This is a genomic window from Micromonospora sp. NPDC007220, assembly GCF_040634035.1.
Lineage (GTDB): Bacteria > Actinomycetota > Actinomycetes > Mycobacteriales > Micromonosporaceae > Micromonospora > Micromonospora reichwaldensis.
The window spans coordinates 222,834-241,966 of record NZ_JBEYEU010000002.1 but is presented as its reverse complement, the minus strand read 5'-3'; the positions used below and the strand labels follow the sequence as shown (position 1 = coordinate 241,966).

General features: G+C 76.3%; 13 protein-coding genes and 2 pseudogenes. 7 read left to right on the top strand and 8 right to left on the bottom strand.

Translation table 11 applies throughout. From position 1 onward, the window contains the following. Nucleotides 1-23: 23 nt before the first annotated feature. Together ABZ573_RS07250 and ABZ573_RS07245 are read right to left on the bottom strand one after the other, a co-directional pair. Nucleotides 24-2,921 carry an AAA family ATPase gene (locus tag ABZ573_RS07250; RefSeq protein ID WP_358116472.1) on the bottom strand — a complete coding sequence of 966 codons (2,898 nt, stop codon included), beginning with the start codon at nt 2,919-2,921 and terminating at the stop codon, nt 24-26. Nucleotides 2,922-3,127: 206 nt separating this feature from the next. Beyond that, on the bottom strand, nt 3,128-3,298 hold the full coding sequence (locus ABZ573_RS07245; RefSeq protein ID WP_192581532.1) for a hypothetical protein: 171 nt from the start codon (nt 3,296-3,298) through the stop codon (nt 3,128-3,130). Between the two features lie 194 nt (nt 3,299-3,492). On the opposite strand from ABZ573_RS07245, the gene ABZ573_RS07240 reads away from it, so the two are divergent. Beyond that, a complete protein-coding gene (locus ABZ573_RS07240) occupies nt 3,493-4,182 on the top strand; it encodes a DUF4191 domain-containing protein (RefSeq protein WP_132236063.1) in 690 nt (229 codons plus the stop codon). Nucleotides 4,183-4,241: 59 nt separating this feature from the next. Here the strand turns inward: ABZ573_RS07240 and ABZ573_RS07235 are convergent, their stop codons facing one another. After that, on the bottom strand, nt 4,242-4,580 hold the full coding sequence (locus ABZ573_RS07235; RefSeq protein WP_225852407.1) for an RDD family protein: 339 nt from the start codon (nt 4,578-4,580) through the stop codon (nt 4,242-4,244). Between the two features lie 327 nt (nt 4,581-4,907). Between ABZ573_RS07235 and glnA the strand changes: the two genes are divergently transcribed. The 4 genes and pseudogenes from glnA (at nt 4,908) to ABZ573_RS07215 (ending at nt 8,625) form a co-directional block, all read left to right on the top strand. After that, nucleotides 4,908-6,332, top strand: a complete 1,425-nt coding sequence (glnA, locus tag ABZ573_RS07230) for a type I glutamate--ammonia ligase (RefSeq protein ID WP_132236059.1) — start codon at nt 4,908-4,910, stop codon at nt 6,330-6,332. 689 nt (nt 6,333-7,021) lie between these two features. After that, nucleotides 7,022-7,183, top strand: a pseudogene (locus ABZ573_RS07225) (helix-turn-helix domain-containing protein); the annotation flags it as partial. A 75-nt stretch (nt 7,184-7,258) separates the two neighbouring features. Beyond that, nucleotides 7,259-7,618, top strand: coding sequence for a helix-turn-helix transcriptional regulator (locus ABZ573_RS07220; RefSeq protein ID WP_132237346.1), 360 nt, complete (start codon nt 7,259-7,261; stop codon nt 7,616-7,618). Further along, entirely contained in the window at nt 7,615-8,625 is a 1,011-nt protein-coding gene (locus tag ABZ573_RS07215) for a hypothetical protein (protein ID WP_358116467.1), read from the top strand. Before ABZ573_RS07220 ends, ABZ573_RS07215 begins: the two co-directional genes overlap by 4 nt. A gap of 73 nt (nt 8,626-8,698) precedes the next feature. Here the strand turns inward: ABZ573_RS07215 and ABZ573_RS07210 are convergent, their stop codons facing one another. From ABZ573_RS07210 to mptB (ABZ573_RS07200), 3 genes and pseudogenes are all read right to left on the bottom strand, one after another. Then, nucleotides 8,699-9,448 (bottom strand): phosphotransferase, encoded by a 750-nt coding sequence (locus ABZ573_RS07210; RefSeq protein WP_358116464.1) that lies wholly within the window; start codon nt 9,446-9,448, stop codon nt 8,699-8,701. A gap of 123 nt (nt 9,449-9,571) precedes the next feature. Further along, nucleotides 9,572-11,005: pseudogene (mptB, locus tag ABZ573_RS07205) on the bottom strand (polyprenol phosphomannose-dependent alpha 1,6 mannosyltransferase MptB); the annotation flags it as partial. A 155-nt stretch (nt 11,006-11,160) separates the two neighbouring features. Beyond that, nucleotides 11,161-12,561, bottom strand: coding sequence for a polyprenol phosphomannose-dependent alpha 1,6 mannosyltransferase MptB (gene mptB, locus ABZ573_RS07200; protein WP_358116461.1), 1,401 nt, complete (start codon nt 12,559-12,561; stop codon nt 11,161-11,163). Between the two features lie 44 nt (nt 12,562-12,605). Here mptB (ABZ573_RS07200) and ABZ573_RS07195 point away from each other — a divergent pair, with 44 nt between their 5' ends. Continuing rightward, nucleotides 12,606-14,351, top strand: a complete 1,746-nt coding sequence (locus ABZ573_RS07195) for a hypothetical protein (protein WP_358116458.1) — start codon at nt 12,606-12,608, stop codon at nt 14,349-14,351. Between the two features lie 138 nt (nt 14,352-14,489). Further along, entirely contained in the window at nt 14,490-15,197 is a 708-nt protein-coding gene (locus ABZ573_RS07190; protein WP_225852356.1) for a class I SAM-dependent methyltransferase, read from the top strand. 33 nt (nt 15,198-15,230) lie between these two features. Here ABZ573_RS07190 and ABZ573_RS07185 read toward each other — a convergent pair whose 3' ends face one another. Both ABZ573_RS07185 and ABZ573_RS07180 read right to left on the bottom strand, forming a co-directional pair. Next, nucleotides 15,231-18,332: a bifunctional [glutamine synthetase] adenylyltransferase/[glutamine synthetase]-adenylyl-L-tyrosine phosphorylase gene (locus tag ABZ573_RS07185; RefSeq protein WP_358116454.1), complete on the bottom strand. Its 3,102-nt coding sequence runs from the start codon at nt 18,330-18,332 to the stop codon at nt 15,231-15,233. Further along, on the bottom strand, nt 18,332-19,099 hold the full coding sequence (locus ABZ573_RS07180; protein WP_151456099.1) for a type 1 glutamine amidotransferase: 768 nt from the start codon (nt 19,097-19,099) through the stop codon (nt 18,332-18,334). Before ABZ573_RS07180 ends, ABZ573_RS07185 begins: the two co-directional genes overlap by 1 nt. Nucleotides 19,100-19,133: the final 34 nt, after the last annotated feature.

Sequence of the window (19,133 nt, the reverse complement as noted above, 5' to 3'; positions counted from 1 at the left end):
CTGGCGCCCGCCGGGCGACAGGATCAGCGGGGCGCGGTGGGAGCGCCGAGCAGGCCGAGGCGGTGGGCCAACGCGGCGGCCTCGACGCGGTTGCTCACGTCGAGCTTGGCGATGATCCGGGAGACGTGCACGCTGGCCGTCTTCGGCGAGATGAAGAGCCGCTCGGCGATCCGGCTGTTGCTGTGGCCCTCGGCGACCAGCCGCAGCACCTCCCGCTCGCGCTGGGTGAGCAGGTCCGCGCCGGGACGCCCCCGGGTCGCCCCGCGCAGGCCGACCCGGCGGGCCAGGGTGGCGGCCTGCGCCGCGAGCGGTACCGCGCCCAGCCCGTCGGCGATCGCGGCGGCCTCGGCGACCGCCGCCGCCACCTCGTCCCGCTCCCCCGCCGCGGCCGCCACCTCGGCGAGCGACAGCAGCGCCCGCCCGAGGGGGTACGGCTGCCCGTCGGTGCGCCACGCGGCGACCGCCGTACGCCATGCGGCAAGTGTCTCGCCGCCGACGGCCAGGAGCGCCGCCACCTGGGCGGCGTGCGCCCGCTCGGCCGGATGACGGGCCGGCAGCCCGGCGGCGAGGGCGGACACCGCGCCGGCCAGTTCGGCGTCCCCGGTCCGCTCGGCGGTCCGGGCGACGGCGCTGAGCACCGGCCAGCCCTCCCGGGGAAGCTGCGGCAGGCGCTCGTCGGCCAGCGCGGCGTGTGCCGCGCGTACCGCGCCGGCCGGGTCGTCGGCCGCCAGCGCCGCCTCGATCCGCAGCTCCCGCAGCGGCAGCCGGTGGTTCGGCCACAGGTAGGGCCGGGCCAGGAAGGCCAGGGCGCGGTCCACCAGTTCCTCGGCGGTGGGGTGGGCCCGGGCCAGCCGCAGCCCGGCGCGGAGCTGTAGCCAGTGCAGGCCGGACACGCCCGGCAGGTCGATCCGGGCCGCCTCCGCGCAGGCGGCGTCGGCCTCGTCCCAGCGCCCCAGGGCGATCAGCGCCTCGGCCTGGTTCGACAGCAGGTACGCGCCGGTGGAGCGGCTGACGCCGACCCGGCGCGCCTCGGTCGCCCCGGCGGCGGCCGCGTCGGCCGACTCGGCGTACCGGCCCAGCTCGAACAGCACGTCGGAGAGGTGGACCAACGCGCTCACCAGCGCCGGCGCCGAGCCGGCGGCGCGGGCCCGGTCCTCGGCCAGGCGCAGCCCGGCCAGGCGGCGCTCGGGTGACGGCTCGGTACGGCAGAGGATGGCGATCCGGGTCGGCAGCAGCTCCAGGTCGTCGCCGAGCGCCTCCACCGCCTCCGCCGCCTCGGCCGCGAGCGTCCCGGCCTGCTCGGGGTCGAGCCGGAACAGCTGCGCCGCGACGTCGGCGAGCAGCCGGACCTGTTCCGGCCCGTCCGGCGCCCCGCAGGACAGCCGGTACGCCTCCCGCAGCTCGGCCGCGCCGTCGCTCTTGCCGAGCATGGCGAGCATCCGGCCGCGCCGGTCCAGCAGCCGCGCCGCGCGCAGCGGCTCCGCCTCGACGTCCACCTCGGCCAGGGCGGCCCGGGTGAGGGTGAGCGCGCGCTGGTAGTCGCCGGCGGTGGTGGCGGCGGCGATGGTCTCCTCCAGCACCGCGAGGTGGTCCATGTCGAGCCGGTCGGCCGCGTCGGGCACCAGCTCCCACAGCTCCAGCACCCGTTCCAGCAGCCGGCTCTGCTCCGCGTACGCGTACCGGTCGGCGGCGGCGCGCGCCGCGGTGCGGGCGGTCACCAGGGCCCGGGGGTGGTCGTGTGCGGCGTACCAGTGGTGGGCCGTCTCGGCGGGGGCACGGCCGGCGGCGACCAGGTGCGGCTGGGCCTCGATGGCCGCCGCCCAGCGGGCGTGCAGCCGGGCGTGCTCGCCGGGCAGCAGCTCGTCGTGGACGGCCTCGCGGACCAGCGCGTGCCGGAACTCGTAGTCGCCCTCCGGGTCGGCCACCACGAGCTGGGCGGCGACGGCGGCGCGCAGCGCGTCCTCCAGCTCCGGCTCGGGCAGCCCGGCGACCTCGGCGAGCAGTTGGTGGGCGAACCGGGTGCCCCCGGCGGCGGCCATCCGCAGCACCCGCTGGGCGGCGTCGGGCAGCCGGTCCACCCGGGCCAGCAGCAGGTCGCGCAGCGTCTCGGGCAGCGTGCCGCAGCCGACCGGGCCGCCGGCCGCGGCCAGCTCCTCGATGAAGAACGGGTTGCCCTGGGTGCGCTGGTGGATGTCGTCGACCGCGCGGGCGAGCGGCTCGGCGCCGAGCAGGTCCGCCAGGACCGCCCCGGTGCCGTCCCGGTCGAGGCGGCCCAGCTCGATCCGCTCGACACCACGGGCCCGGTCCAGCTCGGCGAGGAAGGGCCGCAGCGGGTGACCACGGTGCAGCTCGTCGGTGCGGTAGGTGCAGACCAGCAGCAGCCGGGCGGTGCGGGCGGCGCGCACGAGGAAGGCGATCAGGTCGCGGGTGGACCGGTCGGCCCAGTGCAGGTCCTCGATCACCAGCACCAGGGGCTGCCCGGCGGCGAGCCGCTGAAACAGCTCGGCGACCAGGTCGAACAGGTAACCGCGCGGGGCGTCCGGGACGAGTGCGACGGCGGGCGCGGCGACGCCGGCCGGTCCCCGGGCGAGCTCCGGCAGGAGGCGGGCGAACTCGGCCTCGTACCCGTCGAAGACGCCGGGACCGTCGCGGCGCAGCACCGCCCGCAGCGCGGCGGCGAACGGCGCGAAGGGCAGCCCGGCCTCGCCGAGTTCAAGGCACTGGCCGACCAGCAGCCGCGCGCCGGCCTCGGTGGCCGACCGGCCGAACTCCTCCAGCAGCCGGGTCTTGCCCACCCCGGCCTCGCCGCCGACCAGGACCGTGGTCGGTTCCCCGGCGCGGGCCCGGCCCAGGGCGTCGTGCAGGGCCACGATCTCCCGCTGACGGCCCACGAGGACGGTGCTGGCGGCGCGTACGGTCACGGCTCCGAGCATGCCACGGCCCTCGCCGCCGCCGGCTCCGCTGACCGGCCGGTCAGCGGAAGGCACCCGGCGCGGGTCGCGGGCCGGCCGATCGGCACGCTCGGCCTGTCGCTGGCCGGCCCGCGCGCCGTCGTCCCGTCGACGGTCGGCCCGGGCGGCGTCGGCCCCCGGCGGTTCGGTGGCGACCGCCGGGGGCGCGGGGCCGCTCACCGACGCACGTCGCCGGCGCGTCCCGGGTGATGCCGTCGACTGAGCCAGGCGCGCGTGGTGCGGCGCGGCAGGGCCCGGGCGAGCCGGTCGACCGCGGCCTCGGCGTGCAGCTCGGCGGCGTGCGTACGGTGGATCGAGAGGATGAAGTCTGCGTCGTTGCCGAACATGTGGGGCTCCCTGGGTCGTCTTCGGCTGTCGACTCCGACTCTGCGCGCGAAGGTGCCCCCGGGGCATGGGTCCGCCGCCCGATCTTCGCCCGCCTGCCCTCCTTACTCCCGCCCCTCGGCGGCGCTACGGCGGCGTAAGGTACTCAGCCCGGCCGCGGACAACGCGACGTGCGGCGACCACTAGACTCTGCGGCATGGCAAAGCCCCAGGAGAAGGTCTCGTTCGGCCAGCGGCTGAAGCAGATCGGGATGGTGTTCAAGTTCACCGCCAAGCAGGACCGGTGGTTCGCGCCGTTGGCCGCCGGCGCGGTGCTGATCCCGCTCGCGCTCACCGTGGTCGCGGTCCTGCTCTGGGGCTGGATCTGGCTGCCGCTGGGCATCCTGTTCGCCCTGCTCTGCCTGCTGATCGTGCTCAACCTGCGGTCCAACCGGGCGATGATGAACGCCGCCGAGGGGCAGCCCGGCGCGGCGGCCCAGATCATGGAGAGCATGCGGGGCGACTGGCGGGTCACCCCGGCGGTCAGCTCCACCACGCAGATGGACATGGTCCACCTGGTCATCGGCCGGCCCGGGGTGATCCTGCTGGCGGAGGGCAACCCGCAGCGGGTACGCGGGCTGCTCGGCCAGGAGAAGCGGCGGCTGGCGAAGGTGATCGGCTCCGCCCCGCTCTTCGACTACGTGATCGGGCAGGAGGAGGGCGAGCTGCCGATCCGCAAGCTGCGCATGACGCTGATGCGGCTGCCGCGCAACCTCAGCGGCAAGGACGTCAACTCGCTGGACAAGCGGCTCAAGGCGCTCACCGCCCGCCCGCAGATGCCCAAGGGCGCGATCCCGAAGAACATGCGGCCCGCGCGGGGCGCGTTCCGCCAGACGCGCGGTCGCTGACTTCCGACGCGTACGCGAAAGAGCCGGGCCTGTTCGCAGGGCCCGGCTCTTCGTGCGTCTCAGGGGCGGGGGGCGTCGGTGACGACGGAGCCCGCCAGGCGGTCGTGCAGGCCGCGACGGTGGCCGTCCATCAGCAGGGCCGGGACGACCAGGGCGAGCAGCAGGCCGCGCAGCAGGGCCCGGGCCACCCCGATGCGACCGCCGTCGGCCCAGGCGACGCAACGGATCTTCGTGATGAACATGCCCGGCGTCTGCGCGAAGAGCCCGAGGAAGAAGCCGTACTCGACGATCAGCACCAGCACGGGTGCCCACCCGTCACGCACCGGGTCGGCGAAGCCCCCGGCGATGAGCAGGCAGAGCACCCAGTCGATCACCAGCGCGCCGAACCGGCGCCCCAGGCTGGGCGGCGTGAAGGCGGGATCCGACGCGGGCGGTACGGGGCGATCATGCGGCTTGGTCACAACGGTCAAGGGTATCCAGGGGGTGTGGACGGATCGGGGACGGTCGCCCGCACCCGGGCAGCAAAAAGGGGCGAAAGCGAGCAAGTGTCAATAGAATGGCACAGTCGGTGGTGTCCCGTCGCACGGTCCGGCCCCGCCCGAGCGGCGCGGATGACGCTCCGCGAGGGACGTAACACGGCAGAAACACTCAAGACATGGCCGGGCAACCGCGCGGCCATAGCGTCGCCAAGAGCCTAGCCACCCGTGGACGTGCCAGGAGGACGTGTGTTCGCCAATCCCGAGGAACTCCTGCGATACCTCAAGAACGAGGACGTGAGGTTCGTCGACGTACGGTTCTGTGACCTGCCCGGCGTGATGCAGCACTTCAACCTGCCGGTCGAGTCCGTCGACGATGCCTTCTTCACCGAGGGCCTGGCCTTCGACGGGTCGTCGATCCGCGGTTTCCAGGCGATCCACGAGTCGGACATGCTCCTGCTCCCGGACGTCGCCACCGCCTTCATCGACCCCTTCCGGGCGCAGAAGACCCTCGCGCTCAACTTCTTCATCCACGACCCGTTCACCCGCGAGGCCTACAGCCGCGACCCGCGCAACGTGGCGAAGAAGGCCGAGGCCTACCTGGCCGCCAGCGGCATCGCCGACACCGCGTACTTCGGCGCGGAGGCGGAGTTCTACATCTTCGACTCCATCCGCCACGAGACCTCGGCGCACCAGTCGTTCTACTACATCGACTCGATCGAAGGCGCCTGGAACACCGGCCGCGAGGAGCCGGGCGGCAACCGCGGCTACAAGACCGCGTACAAGGGCGGCTACTTCCCGGTGCCGCCGGTCGACCACCTCGCCGACCTGCGCGACAGCATCGTGCGCCGGCTGGTCGACAGCGGGTTCACCGTGGAGCGCTCGCACCACGAGGTGGGCACCGCCGGCCAGTCCGAGATCAACTACCGGTTCTCGACGCTGCTGCACGCGGCCGACCAGCTCCAGCTCTTCAAGTACATCGTGAAGAACGAGACCTGGGCCAACGGCAAGACCGCGACGTTCATGCCGAAGCCGCTCTTCGGCGACAACGGCTCCGGCATGCACACCCACCAGAGCCTGTGGCTCAACGGCGAGCCGCTGTTCTACGACGAGACCGGCTACGCCGGCCTGTCCGACATGGCCCGCTGGTACATCGGCGGCCTGCTGCACCACGCCCCGTCGCTGCTGGCCTTCACCAACCCGACGGTCAACTCGTACCGCCGGCTGGTTCCGGGCTTCGAGGCGCCGGTCAACCTGGTCTACTCGCAGCGCAACCGCTCCGCCTGCACCCGCATCCCGGTGACGGGCAGCAACCCGAAGGCCAAGCGCGTCGAGTTCCGCGTGCCGGACCCGTCGGCCAACGTCTACCTGGCCTTCTCGGCGATGATGATGGCCGGCCTCGACGGCATCAAGAGCAAGATCGAGCCGCCGGCACCGATCGACAAGGACCTCTACGACCTGCCGCCGGAGGAGTGGGGCGACGTCAAGCAGGTGCCAGGCTCGCTGTCGGCGGTGCTCGACTCCCTCGAAGCCGACCACGACTACCTGCTCGACGGCGGGGTGTTCACCCCCGACCTGATCTCGACCTGGATCGAGTGGAAGCGCACCAACGAGGTCGACCCGGTGCGCCTGCGCCCGACCCCGCACGAGTTCGCCATGTACTTCGACTGCTGACGCAGCAGGACACCCCCAGGAAGGCCCCGGGTCCCCCGGGGCCTTCCTGCGTTCACCGGCACCCCTGCCGCGCGCCGCACCTTCCCCGCCCGGCCCATCCGCCCCGGCCCGACCGCCCCGGCCCGACCAGCTCTGGCGGCAGGGGCGAATGCGCCAAGGTGCGCCCCATGCGCCCATGCGCCGCATGCGCCCCCGTGCGCTGCGCCGCGTGCGCCAGGTGCGCCCCGCGCGCCAGGTGCGCCCCGCGCGCCAGGTGCGCCCCGCGCGCCAGGTGCGCCCCGCGCGCCAGGTGCGCCCCGCGCGCCAGGTGCGCCCCGCGCGCCGGGAGCGCCGCGTGCGCCGGGTGCGCCGGGTGCGGTCGGGCCGGTGGGGTTAACCGGGAGCGGGTGGGCCGGGGCGGGTGGGGCCGGGGCGGGTGGGGCCGGGGCGGGTGGGGCCGACCAGCTCCGCGATCGCGGTCGGTGGAACACCACGGGTGTCACCGGAGCGCTTTGACACCCGTGGTGTTCCACTCGACGTGCGATCGGCGTCCATACCTCGCCCGTCGCGGCGCCGATTGGCGGCCCTGGCTGTACTGCCCAGGGACGTTGTTTGAGGTGTGACGACACGACGTAGAGAGGCGTGATGACGAAGACCTCCGGTTGTGGAGTGGAGCTGTCCAGGAACCGCTCCGCCGACCAGGAGGCTTCGTGTCCCGCGCTGACGCTGCTTTGCCGCCTCGTGCACGTCTCCGTCTGGCGCGCCTGACCGTGGACGAGGGCTGGCCGGCCGCTCGGGCGGCCGAGCGCTATGACGTGTCCTGGCCGACCGCGAAGCGGTGGGCCGTGCGGTATGCCGAGCAGGGTGCGGCCGCCGGACGGCGCGGCTGGAGCAGGTTCAGCACGTAACGGGCCACTGCATACCTTCGCGTCCGTTATATTGCTGGCGTGGACACACCGCTGCGCGAACCCACCTTCCTGATCCTCACCGCACTGGCCGGCGAGCCGATGCACGGCTACGGCCTGATCGGCGAGGTCGCCGCCCTCTCCGACGGGCGCGTGTCGCTGCGGCCCGGCACCCTCTACGGCGCGCTCGACCGGCTGACCGACGCCGGCCTGGTCGAGGTCGACCGCGAGGAGGTGGTGGACGGCCGGCTGCGCCGCTACTACCGCCTCTCCCCCGCTGGCGACGCCACGCTGAGCGCCGAGACCGAGCGCCTGCGCCGCAACGTCGAGGCGGCCACCGCCCGCCTGCGCGCCCGCGCGGCCCGACCGCTCGCCCCGCGTACCGCCGGGGGGTTGGCATGAGCGGCCTGGAGCGGCGCTACCACCGCCTGCTGCGCGCCTACCCGGCCGAGTACCGGCGGGCGCGCGGCGCGGAGATCGTCGGCACGTACCTCGACCTGGCCGGGCCGGGGCGACGCTGGCCCTCGCCCGCGGACGCCGCGGACCTGGTGCGCGGCGGCCTGCGCCAGCGGCTGCGGGCCGCCGGGGCCGCCGGCCTGATCCCGGGCGTACGCCTCGCCGCCGTCCTCGCCTTCCTCACCGCGACGGCGTTGGCGGGGACCTGGTCGGTGCTGGAACTGCGGCCACCGCCCGCCGAGTGGGGCACGCCGACCGCGGGGCCATTCGTCTCGATCGGCGTCGCGGTGTGGCTTGGCTGGCTGTTGGCCGCAGTGGCGCACGCCGCCGCGCCGGCCCGCTGGGCACGGCGTGTCATCGCCGTCGCGGTGCTGCTGACCCTCGCGGTCATGCCCGCCGCCGCCCTCGCCGATCTGCCCCGCCCGCCGCTGCTGGTGCTGGTGCCGCAACTCGGGCTGGGCCTGGTGGCGCTCGCCCTTCCCGACCGGCTGCCGGCGCCGGTGCGGAGCCTGCCGCTGCTCGCCGCCGGGGCCGCAGCGCTCGCACAGACCAATCTTCAACCCCCGGTCGACTTCGTCGCGACCTCCTACCAGTGGGTCGGAAGCCAGGTTCTGCCCTGGACCGCCGCGGCGATGCTCGCCGTGGTGTCGTTGCTCGGCACCTGGTGGGCGGCGCGCGCGGACCCCCGGGGCGGGTGGGCGTTGCTCGTCCTGCTCACCCCGCTGGGCCTGCTCTCGCTGCACATTCTGGCCGGTGCGGCGGATGGCCTGCTGCATGGCGCACCCAGACCGGGCTGGGCCGCGCTCGCCGCGACGGCCGTCGTGGTCGCGTTGGTCGGCCCGGCGCTGCTCCCGCTGGCGATCGCCCTGCGCGGGCGGGCGCGCGGGGCCGGCCCGCTCGGAGCGGACGCCCGCTGCCCCACCTGTGGGCACACCGCCGAGCGGGTCCTGTAGAGCAGCGGCCGCAACATCCGTGCGGTCGGGTGGAACGCCACGGCTGTCTCACCCGTGGCGAGAGGGAGGGCGGTCAACGCAGGGCCGCCTCCCATTCCCGCGTGTGGGCGGCGAGGTGGTCGGCGGTGGCCAGCCAGTACGGACCGTCCTCGGTCCAGATCCGGGCCCACGGCTCGCGCCGCTGCTCCGCGCCCTCGCGCAGCAGTTCGTACATCGCCCGGGCGCGGCGGCCGAGCATTCCGGCCAGGGCCGGGCGGGACGCCTCGTCGAGGCGGTAGCCGTCGGCGAAGGCGCGCAGCCGGGCCGCCGACTCGGCCACCGGTCGGTCCGGACGCAGGCCGGCCATGCTCTGCGCGGCGTACGCGACGTCCCACAGCCGGGAGCCCGGCGCGGCGGCGTCCCAGTCGATGAGCACCCAGCCCCGGTCCGCCCTGATCAGGTTCCAGGGGGCCACGTCGTTGTGGCAGACGAGTTCCTCCCGGTCGGGCGGGATGAGCCGCTGCCACGCCGCGCCGGCCGGCGGGGTGAAGCCGGCCAGCGCCTCGTGCAGCTCGGCCAGCATCCGGCCGATCGCGAACAGGTCCGCCACCGGGTACGTGCCCGACGCCGCGCCGACCTCGCCGGGGACGTACTCCAGCACCTGCCGGCCCTGCGCGTCCCGGCCCAGGGGTCGGGGCACACCGGAGAATCCCACCGCGTGCAGGTGTTCCAGCAGGGCGTCCACCGCGTCGGTCCAGGGGCCGACCGGACGGCGCACGGTGTCGCCGACGCGCACCACGCCGGCGGTGGCGTTGCTCGGCAACGGTTCCTCGGCTGCGCTCATCCCACGATCATGGACCCGCCAGCCGCAGCGCGCGTCACGGACCTCAGCCGGGCGCGCGGCACGGGCGCGACGCCCCGAGGACGCGGCGAGAACCCCGCCGGCCGGAACGCGCGGCGTGGCCCCTCAGTCCGGGCGCGCGGCACCGGTCCGGCGGAGCCGGCGCAGGCCCCACGCCGCCAGCCCGGCCGTCAGCGCGGTCATCGCCAGCGCGCCCGGGGCCTTGCTGAACCGGGCCAGGTTGGTGCCGTCGGGCAGGGCGAGGAAGGCCGCCGCCGCGCAGGGCGCCACGAACCAGGTCGTACGCGCCGCGGCGACCGCGAGCAGCGCCAGTGGCCAGGTGGCGTACCAGGGGTGGAAGACCGGGGCCAGCGCGACCGTGGCGGCCAGCGCCAGCCCGGCGCCGAGCAGCGCGGCCGGGGGGCGGGCGGCGTCCGGGCGGGCCACCCGCTGCCCGACGCCGCTCGCCCGGCGCAGCCCCGACCAGGCCCGCCACCACAGCGCCGCCACCAGCACGGCGAGCAGCAGCAGGGCCGCCGCGCGGGTGACCGGCACCGCGCCCGGCTCCCGGCCGGCGAGGCCGCCCGCGTAGTCGACGACGAAGCCGACCGCCGTGGGCGGGGACGTCCACTGCTCCGAGTCGCCGCTGCGGGTCAGCCCGCCCACCCAGCCGAGGCCAAGACCGGAGAGCAGCGAGGTGACGGCCACCGCGCCGAGCGCCCCGCCGGCCAGCCAGCCGCCGTCGCGCAGCAGCGCCCGTACGGTGTGACGGCCGTGCACGGCGGCCAGCGCCGCGAACGGGAGCACCACCACGGCGGTCGCCTTCACGGTCACCGCCAGCCCGAGCAGCGCCCCGGCCAGCAGCAGCGGCCCCGGCCTGCCGGGACGGCGGACCAGCACGAGCAGGCCCAGCGTCAGCAGCCCGAGCATCACCGCGTCGTTGTGCGCGCCGGCGATCAGGTGCACCCCGACCAGCGGGCTGGCCAGCGCCAGCCAGGCCGCCCGGCGGGTGGGCACGCCGGCGGCCCGGGCCAGCCCGACCAGGCTGAAGGCGGTCAGCAGCACCCCGGCGACCGCGAGCAGCCGGAACGCCACGATCGCGCCCACCAGACCGCCGCCGAGGGTCACCGCGAGCGCGGCGAGCGGCACGAAGAACGGACCGTACGGCGCCGGCGTGTCCCGCCAGATCGGTGCCACCGCGTCCACCCAGGGGCAGCCGGCCCCGGCCACGCCGACGGCGTACGGGTCGACGCCGTGCGCGTACGCCCAGCCCTGGCAGGCGTACGAGTAGACGTCCCGGCTGCCCAGCGGCGGCGCGGCCAGCAGCGGCAGCGCCCACAGCCCGGCGGTCCGGTACGCCCACCGCGTCGACGGCGCGCCCCGGCGCAGCGCCCACCAGGCGCCGACCAGCAGCCCGGTGCCGACCAGCCACAGCGCGACGGTCCACGGCTCGTCGGCAGGGCTCGGAGCAGGGGTGGCCCGGGGCAGCGCGCCGCCGAGCCAGCCGGCGACGGTCAGCAGCACCGCCCCGGCCAGGCCGGCCCACCGGGCGAGCCCGGCGGAACCGGGCGACGGCGGGGCAGGTCCGGGCGACGGGGATCCGGGCGACGGCGGCGGCCCGGATGGCGGGCCGGGCGGGGGCGGGATGCCAGGCGGTCGCGGGGTGCCGGGCGGGACCGGCGGAGCGCCGGGAGCGGTCACCGGCGTCCCTCTCCTCAGTCCACGGCGGCCGGTCGACGGGCCGCTCGGGCCGACCGTACCAAGCGGACCACCACCACGATCACGAACAGCGTCATCAGCGGCGCCCCGACGGTCTTGGTGTACCGGGCCAGCCCCGTGCCGTCGGCGAGCACCAGGAACGACGAGACGATCGCGACGACCGCGAACCATCCGGTGCGCCGGGCCGTGGCCGCGAGCACCGCCAGCGGCCACGTCCAGTACCAGGGGTGGAAGAGCGGGGCGAGCGCGACGGTGGCGGCCAGCGCCAGGCCGGCGTGCCAGATCGGCTCCCGGGTGCGCGCCCGCCACCACAGCCAGAGCAGCACCAGCGCCAGCGCCGCCATGCCGATCCCCCGGGTGGCCGGCAGCGGGTCGCCGTGCCAGCCGAACGGCGCGGCGAGGTAGGCGACGGTCTGCCCCACCGCCGTCGGCGGCGAGGTCCAGGCGATCACCAGGCCGCCCTGTTCGAGCCCGGTCACCCAGCCGAAGCCCAGGCCGGTGGCGAGGGTCGCGCCGACCACGGCGGCGACCGCCCCGCCGACCACCCACCCGCCGTCGCGCACCAGCGCCCTGATCGAGTACGCCCCGACGATCGCGGCCAGCGCCGCGAACGGCACCACGACCAGCGCGGTCACCTTGATCGCGACGGCGAGGCCGAGCAGCACTCCCCCGCCGAGCAGCGGGCCGGGGCGACCCGGCCGGGACACGACCACCGCCAGCCCCGCGACGAGCAGCCCCACCATCAGCGCGTCGTTGTGCGCCCCGGAGACCAGGTGCACCCCGACCAGCGGCGAGCCCAGCGCCAGCCAGACCGCCCGGCCGCCCGGTACGCCGCAGCGGCGGGCCAGCGCCGGCAGGCAGGCCGCCGTCAGCCCCACCCCGACGACGGCGAGCAGCCGGAACAGCACGATGCTGCCGTACAGGGATCCGGTGGCCTTCACCACCGCCCCGGCGAGCAGCACGAACAGCGGCCCGTACGGGGCCGAGGTGTCCCGCCAGATGTAGGAGATGGTGTCCAGCCACGGGCACGGCAGCGCCGAGACGCCCTGCTCGTACGGGTTCAGGCCGGCGGAGAAGCTGGCCCCCTGGCAGGCGTACGCGTAGACGTCCCGGCTGCCCAGCGGCGGCGTGAGAAGCAGCGGCAGCAGCCAGAGCCCGACGGTGACCAGCGCCCAGCGGGTCGACGGCACCCGGTCGCGCAGCGTCCACCAGGCGTACGCCATCGCGCCGGTGCCGACCGCCCAGCTCGCGATGATCAGCGGGCCGTACGGGCCCTGCCAGATGCTGACCGGGGTGGGGCGCAGGTCGCCGTCGGGGAACGCTCCGCCGAGGAACGCGGCCACGGCGAGCAGCGTCGAGCCGGCGAGGCCGATCCAGCGCGCGAGGTGGTGAGGCACGCCGGACATGCTGCCAGTACGGTGGTCGCGGTACGGAGGTGGGCATGCGGCGCAGTCGGGTGGTGGCGGTGGCCGCCGTCTCCGCCGTGCTCCTCGCAGTGGCGTACGTCGCCCTCCCGCCGACCGGCTCCGACCTCGCCGCCCAGGTGGCCCGGGCCGACTTCTTCGCCGCGCACGGCCTCGCCCCGGTGGACCTGCGCTGGTACGGCGGCGTGCAGCAGTTCGGCTACAGCCTGGTCTCGCAGCCGGTGATGGCGCTGCTCGGGGTACGGGTCACCGGCGCGCTGGCCCTGGTGGCGGCGGCGACCGCGTTCGCGGCGCTGCTGGTGCGTACCGGGGTGCCCCGCCCGTTGCTCGGCAGCCTCGTCGGGGTGCTCACGATCGCCGCCAACCTGGTCTCGGGCCGGGTGACGTACGGCCTCGGGGTGGCCTTCGGCCTCGGCGCGCTGCTGGCCCTCACCCTCGGCCCGACTGCCCCCACCGGCGGCGCCCGGGGTGGACCGACCGATTCCGGCCCCGAGGGACCGACCGGCACGGGCCCGGGTGGGCCGACCGGCGCGGGCCCCGACAGGCGGGGGCGGCGACGGCGGCTCGTGCGGCTCGGGTTGGCGGCGGCCGGTGCGCTGCTGGCCTCGGCGACGAGCCCGGTCGCGGGTCTCTTCGTCGGCCTGGCCGGGGCGGCGCTCCTGCTGACCCGCCGGTACGCCGACGGCCTGGTGCTCGGTGTCGCCGCCGCGCTGCCGCTCGGGCTGACCGCCCTGCTCTTCGGCGACGGCGGCTGGATGAACATCAGCCGCACCGACACGGTCCGCGCCGTGCTGACCAGCCTGCTCGTGGCCGCGCTCGTGGGGTACCGGCCGGTGCGGGCGGGTGCGTTGCTCTCGGCGGCCGGGGTGCTGGCGGCGGCGCTGGTGCACACCCCGGTGGGGCTGAACGCCACCCGGCTGGCCGTCATGTTCGCCCTGCCCCTGCTGGCCGCCGCCGCCCGCCCCCCGGCCCGGCTGACGAGATGGCTGGGCCGGGGCGGCGCGTCACCCGCCGACGGGCCCGGGGCGGCCGGGCGGACCGGCGTAGGACCCGCCGGAGCCAGCGGCACGCGGGCCTGGGGCGTCGCACTGGCCGGGCTGCTGGCGGTGGTGTGCTGGTGGCAGCCGCCGGTGTCCCCCGCCGACCTGCGCAGCGTCGAGGACCCGACCAGCCGGGCGGCCTACTTCGCGCCGCTGCGGGCGTTCCTCGACGGGCAGCGCCTCACCGGCCGGGTGGAGGTCCCGCCGACCCGCAACTACTGGGAGGCGGCGAGGCTGGGCGAGGTGCCCCTGGCCCGGGGCTGGCTGCGGCAGGCCGACATCGACCGCAACCCGCTCTTCTTCACCACCGTGCCGGGGGCCGCGGGCACCGGGGTGCCACTGACCGCGGCGAGCTACCGGGACTGGCTCACCGACAACGCGGTGCAGTTCGTCGCGGTGCCGGACGCCCCGCTGTCCTGGGTGGGGCGGGCCGAGGCCGAGCTGGTGGCGGGCGGGCTGCCCTACCTGACGCCCGTCTGGTCCGGCCCGCACTGGCGGGTCTGGGCGGTGACCGACCCGAGCCCGATCGTCGAGGCGCCGGCCGAGCTGGTCGCGCACGACGGCGCGTCGGTGACGTTCCGGGCGCCGGGCGCCGGCACGGTGCCGGTCCGGGTGCGGCACAGCCGCTGGCTGACGGCCTCGGGCGGGGCCACGGTCGCCGCGGACGGCGGCTGGACGGCGGTGACGGTGCCGCGCGCCGGGCAGTACCGGCTCGGCAGCTGACCGGTCACCACCTTTTGCCAACCCGGCAACAATCTTTGCTCCCACGCTGCCGCCACGCCACGATCGACGGGCAGGGACGACCTCGTCGCAGTCGGCATGCTCGGCGAGGAGGCAGGCAGCGCACCAGGAGGACGAGACGTGCAGCACGACGCGACGACCGGTGGACACCGGCACGACGACACCAGCGCGGCCTCCGGCCACGACGGGCGGCGGCACCCGGACGTGGACGAGGAGACCGCGCGGTTCTGGGAGGAGCACTACGGGCGGCACGAGCGGGTCTGGAGCGGCCGGGCGAACCCGGTCCTGGTCGACGTCGCCGGCTCGCTGCCGGCCGGCACCGTGCTGGACCTCGGCTGCGGGGAGGGCGGCGACGCGCTCTGGCTGGCCGCGCGGGGCTGGCGGGTGACCGCCGTCGACGTCTCCGAGACCGCCCTGGCCCGGGCGGCCGAGGAGGCGGCCGCTGCCAGGGTCACGTCCCGCATCGAGTTCCGCCGGCACGACCTCACCCGGACCTTCCCGCCGGGCGCGTACGACCTGGTCTCCGCGCAGTTCCTCCAGTCGCCGCTGGAGTTCCCCCGGGCGGAGCTGCTGCGGTCGGCGGCCCGGGCCGTGGCCCCCGGCGGCCGGCTGCTGATCGTCGAGCACGGCGAGGTCCCGCCCTGGGGGCGGCACGACCACGCGCACGCCCGCTTCTCCACCCCGCAGGAGACCCTGGCCGCGCTCGACCTCGACCCCGACCGGTGGGACACCGAGCGGCTCGACGCCCCGCGCCGGCAGGCCACCGGCCCGAACGGCGAGCTCGGCGAGCTGGTCGACCACGTGGTGCTGGTGCACCGCCGCCGCTGAGTTCCGCAGCGACGACCCGGCCGGGCGGCGGGCTCAGGAGTCGAGCACCCGTTCCATCGCCGCCCGGGAGCGGCGGCAGGTGCGCAGGTACTCGTCGAGGAACTCGCCGGGATCGTCGCGGCCGAGCAGCCGGACCACCCCGGCCAGCTCGACGCCGTGCCGCGGCAGCTGGTCGCCCTCCCGGCCCCGGACCAGCATCAGCGCGTTGCGGACCTGCGCGGCCAGCGTCCAGCCGGCCGCCATCTCCGTGGCGTCCGTCGGGTCGACCAGGCCCGCGTCCCGGGCCGCCGCGAGGGCGTCGAGCGTACGCGTGCCGCGCAGCGCCTGGAGTGCCCCCGCGTGCCGGAGCTGGAGCAGCTGCACGGCCCACTCGACGTCGGCGAGGCCACCCCGCCCCAGCTTGGTGTGGGTGGCCGGGTCGGCGCCCCGGGGCAGCCGCTCGTGCTCCACCCGCGCCTTGATCCGGCGGATCTCCACCACCTGCTCGCGGCTCAGCCCGTCGGCGGGGTGGCGCACCGGGTCGATCATCGCCACGAACTCGGCGCCGAGGTCGGCGTCGCCGCAGACGAACCGGGCCCGCAGCAGCGCCTGCGCCTCCCACACCTTCGACCAGCGTGCGTAGTACTGCGCGTACGCGGCGAGGCTGCGCACCAGCGGGCCCTGCCGGCCCTCCGGACGCAGGTCGGCGTCGACGCCCAGCGGCGGGTCGGGCGCGGGCATGCCGAGCAGCCGGCGCAGCTCCTCGGCGATCGCGCGGGCGGCGGCACCCGCCGCACCGTCGCCCGCGCCGGCCGGCGCGTCGTAGACGAAGAGCACGTCGGCGTCGGAGAGGTAGTTCGACTCGTACCCGCCGAGGCGGCCCACGCCGATGACGGCGAAGCGCAGCCCCGGCACGGGCGGTTGGGCCGCGCGGGCGGCCCGCAGCGCGGCGGCCAGGGTGGCGTCGGTGACGTCCGCCAGGGCGGTGCCGACGGCGGTCACGTCGGCCAGGCCCAGCGCCGCGCGCCCGCCGTCGGGCCGGGGCGGCGACGGGGCCAGCGAGCCGGCCCGGCACAGCAGGTCGGCGCAGGCGATCCGGACCAGTTCCCGACGGCGCAGCGCGCGGATCGCCCGGGTGGCCTCGACCGGGTCGGAGTGCCGGGCCGCGGCGGCGGCGAAGCCCTCGCAGAGGACCGTGCTGGGCCGGGGCACCAGCTCGCTCTCCTCGGCCAGCAGCCGCAGCGCCTCCGGCTCGCGGGCCAGCAGGTCGGCGGCGTAGCGGGAGGAGGAGAGCACCCGGGCCAGCCGGCGGGCCACCGGCCCGGAGTCGCGCAGCAGGCGCAGGTACCAGGGGGTGCTGCCGAGCTTGTCGGAGACCTGCCGGTAGTTGAGCAGGCCGCGGTCCGGCTCGGGGGCGTCGGCGAACTCGCTGAGCAGCACCGGCAGCAGGGTGCGCTGGATGGCGGCGGTGCGGCTCACCCCGCCGGTGAGGGCCTGGAGGTGACGCAGCGCCCCGGCGGGGTCGGCGAAGCCGAGGATCTCCAGCCGGTGCCGGGCCGCCTCGGGGGTCAGCCGCAGCCCGTCGGCCGGCACCCGGGCCACCGACTCCAGCAGTGGCCGGTAGAGCAGCTTGGCGTGCAGTCGGCGTACCTCGGCGGCGTGGGTGACCCACTCGGCGCGGAACTCCTCGACGGCGCTGCGGCCCGGCGTGGCGGTGTGGCCCAGCGCGGCGGCCAGCCAGCGCAGCGCGGTCGGCTCGGTCGGCACGGTGTGGGTGCGGCGCAGCCCCTGGAGCTGGAGGCGGTGCTCGACGCCGCGCAGGAAGCGGTAGCCGCGCAGCAGCGCCTCGCCGTCGGCCCGGCCGACGTAGCCGCCGGCGACCAGCGCGCGCAGCGCCGGGATGGTGCCGGGCACCCGCAGCGACTCGTCGCCCCGGCCGTGCACGAGTTGCAGCAGCTGCACGGCGAACTCGATGTCGCGCAGCCCGCCCGGACCCCGCTTGATCTCGCGCTCCAGCTCCTTCGGCGGGATGTTGTCGATGATCTTGCGCCGCATGGCGCGGACGTCCTCGACCGCCTCGGGCCGCTCGGCGGCCCGCCACACCAGCGGGGCGAGCTGGTCGATCCACGCCCGGCCCAGCGTCAGGTCGCCGGCCGCCGGCCGCGCCTTGAGCAGCGCCTGGAACTCCCAGGTGCGCGCCCAACGCCGGTAGTAGGCGAGGTGGCTGGCCAGCGTCCGCACCAGCGGCCCCCGGTTGCCCTCCGGACGCAGGGCCGCGTCGACCGGCCAGGCGACCAGTCCGCAGACGTGGATGAGCCGGGTGGCGACCGTGGTGGCCGCAGCGAGGTCGTCGTCCTCGGCGGCCACGAAGATCACGTCGACGTCGGAGACGTAGTTCAGCTCGTCGCCGCCGCACTTGCCCATCGCCACGACGGCCAGCCGGGGCCGGGGGGTGCCCTCCGGCAGCTCGCCGACCGCGATCTCGTACGCCGCGGCCAGGGTCGCGTCCGCCAGCGCGGAGAGCGCGGCCATGGTCTGCTCCAGGCCCCGGCCGCCGGTCAGGTCGGCCGCCGCGATCCGCAACAGCGCCAGCCGGTACGCCCTGCGCAGCACCGCCACCGGCTGCCCGTCGCCGGACAGGTCGAGCCGCCCCTCGGCGGTCGGCGCCAGCCCGTCCGGAGCGGTGCACAGCGCCGGCCACTGGTCCGGGTTGGCGACCAGGTGGTCGCCGAGCGCCGACGAGGCGCCGAGGACGGCGATCAGCCGGCGGCGCAGGCCGGGGTCGTCGGCGAGCCCCGCCAGCAGCGCCGACGGCGCCTGTTCCGGGGCCTCCCGACGCTCGGCCTCGACCGGCGTCCCGGGGTGGGCCTTCCCCCCGGACCGGCCCGTGGCGGGGCCGGTGCCGTTCGCGGCCATCCGGCGCTCGGCCTCGACGATGCGGTGCAGCTGGCGCAGCGCCAGGTCGGGGTCGGCGGCCCGGGAGAGCGCGGCGAGCAGCTCCGCCGCGCGGCCGTCGGTGGGCTCCTGCACGTCCGGCTGCCACAGCCCCAGCCCGTCCGGGCCGAGCAGGTCGGCGGCGCGGGTGGCGCCGGCACCGCCGTCGGTGCCGAAGCCGTAGCGGGCGAGCCGTCCCGCGGCCCTGGCCGGCCGGCTCATCACTGCCCGAGCAGGGGCAGGCTGCGGCGGGGCGTGGCGTCCTCCAGCTCACCCAGGGCCAGCGCGGCGAACCGGGCGGCAAACGGCTGCCAGACCTCCTCGACGTCGACCATCACGTCGTGGCAGGCCGCCACCACCAGGTCGGGGTCGTAGCCCAGCTCGGCCAGCAGCCTCGAGTCGGCTGCCCAGTCGGCGATCATGGCGGTGTCGCACTCGATGTGGAACTGCAACCCCCAGGCCCGGTCGCCGAGGCGGAAGGCCTGGTGGGGGTAGCGGGTGGAGGCCGCCAGCAGGGTGGCGCCGCGGGGCAGCTCGGTGATCTCGTCGGCGTGCCACTGGAACACGTCGGGGATCAGCGGGACGTAGCGGAACAGCGGGTCGGTGTCGGCGGCGTCCCGCTTGCCGACCACGCAGGGGCCGACCTCGGGGCCGCTCGGGCTGCGCACGACCTCGCCGGCGTGCGCCGTGGCCAGCAGCTGCGCGCCGAGGCAGATGCCGAGGGTCGGCACCCGGTGCCGGACGGCCTTGCGCAGCAGCCCCTCCAGCGCCGGCAGCCAGGGCGCGGCGGGCGACCCGTCCGGCAGCGGGTATGGCGCCATCGCGCCGCCGAGCACGACCAGCGCCGAGTATCCCTCCAGGTCGGCGGGGATCTCGTCACCGGCGTGGGCGCGAACCACCCACAGGTCGAGGCCGGCTTCGGTCAGCCACTCGCCCAGCCGGCGGACGTCGTCGGTCGGGTCGTTCTCGATCACCAGCGCGGTAGCCACGACGTCGAGGCTAGCCGGTGGCCCGGACGGACCC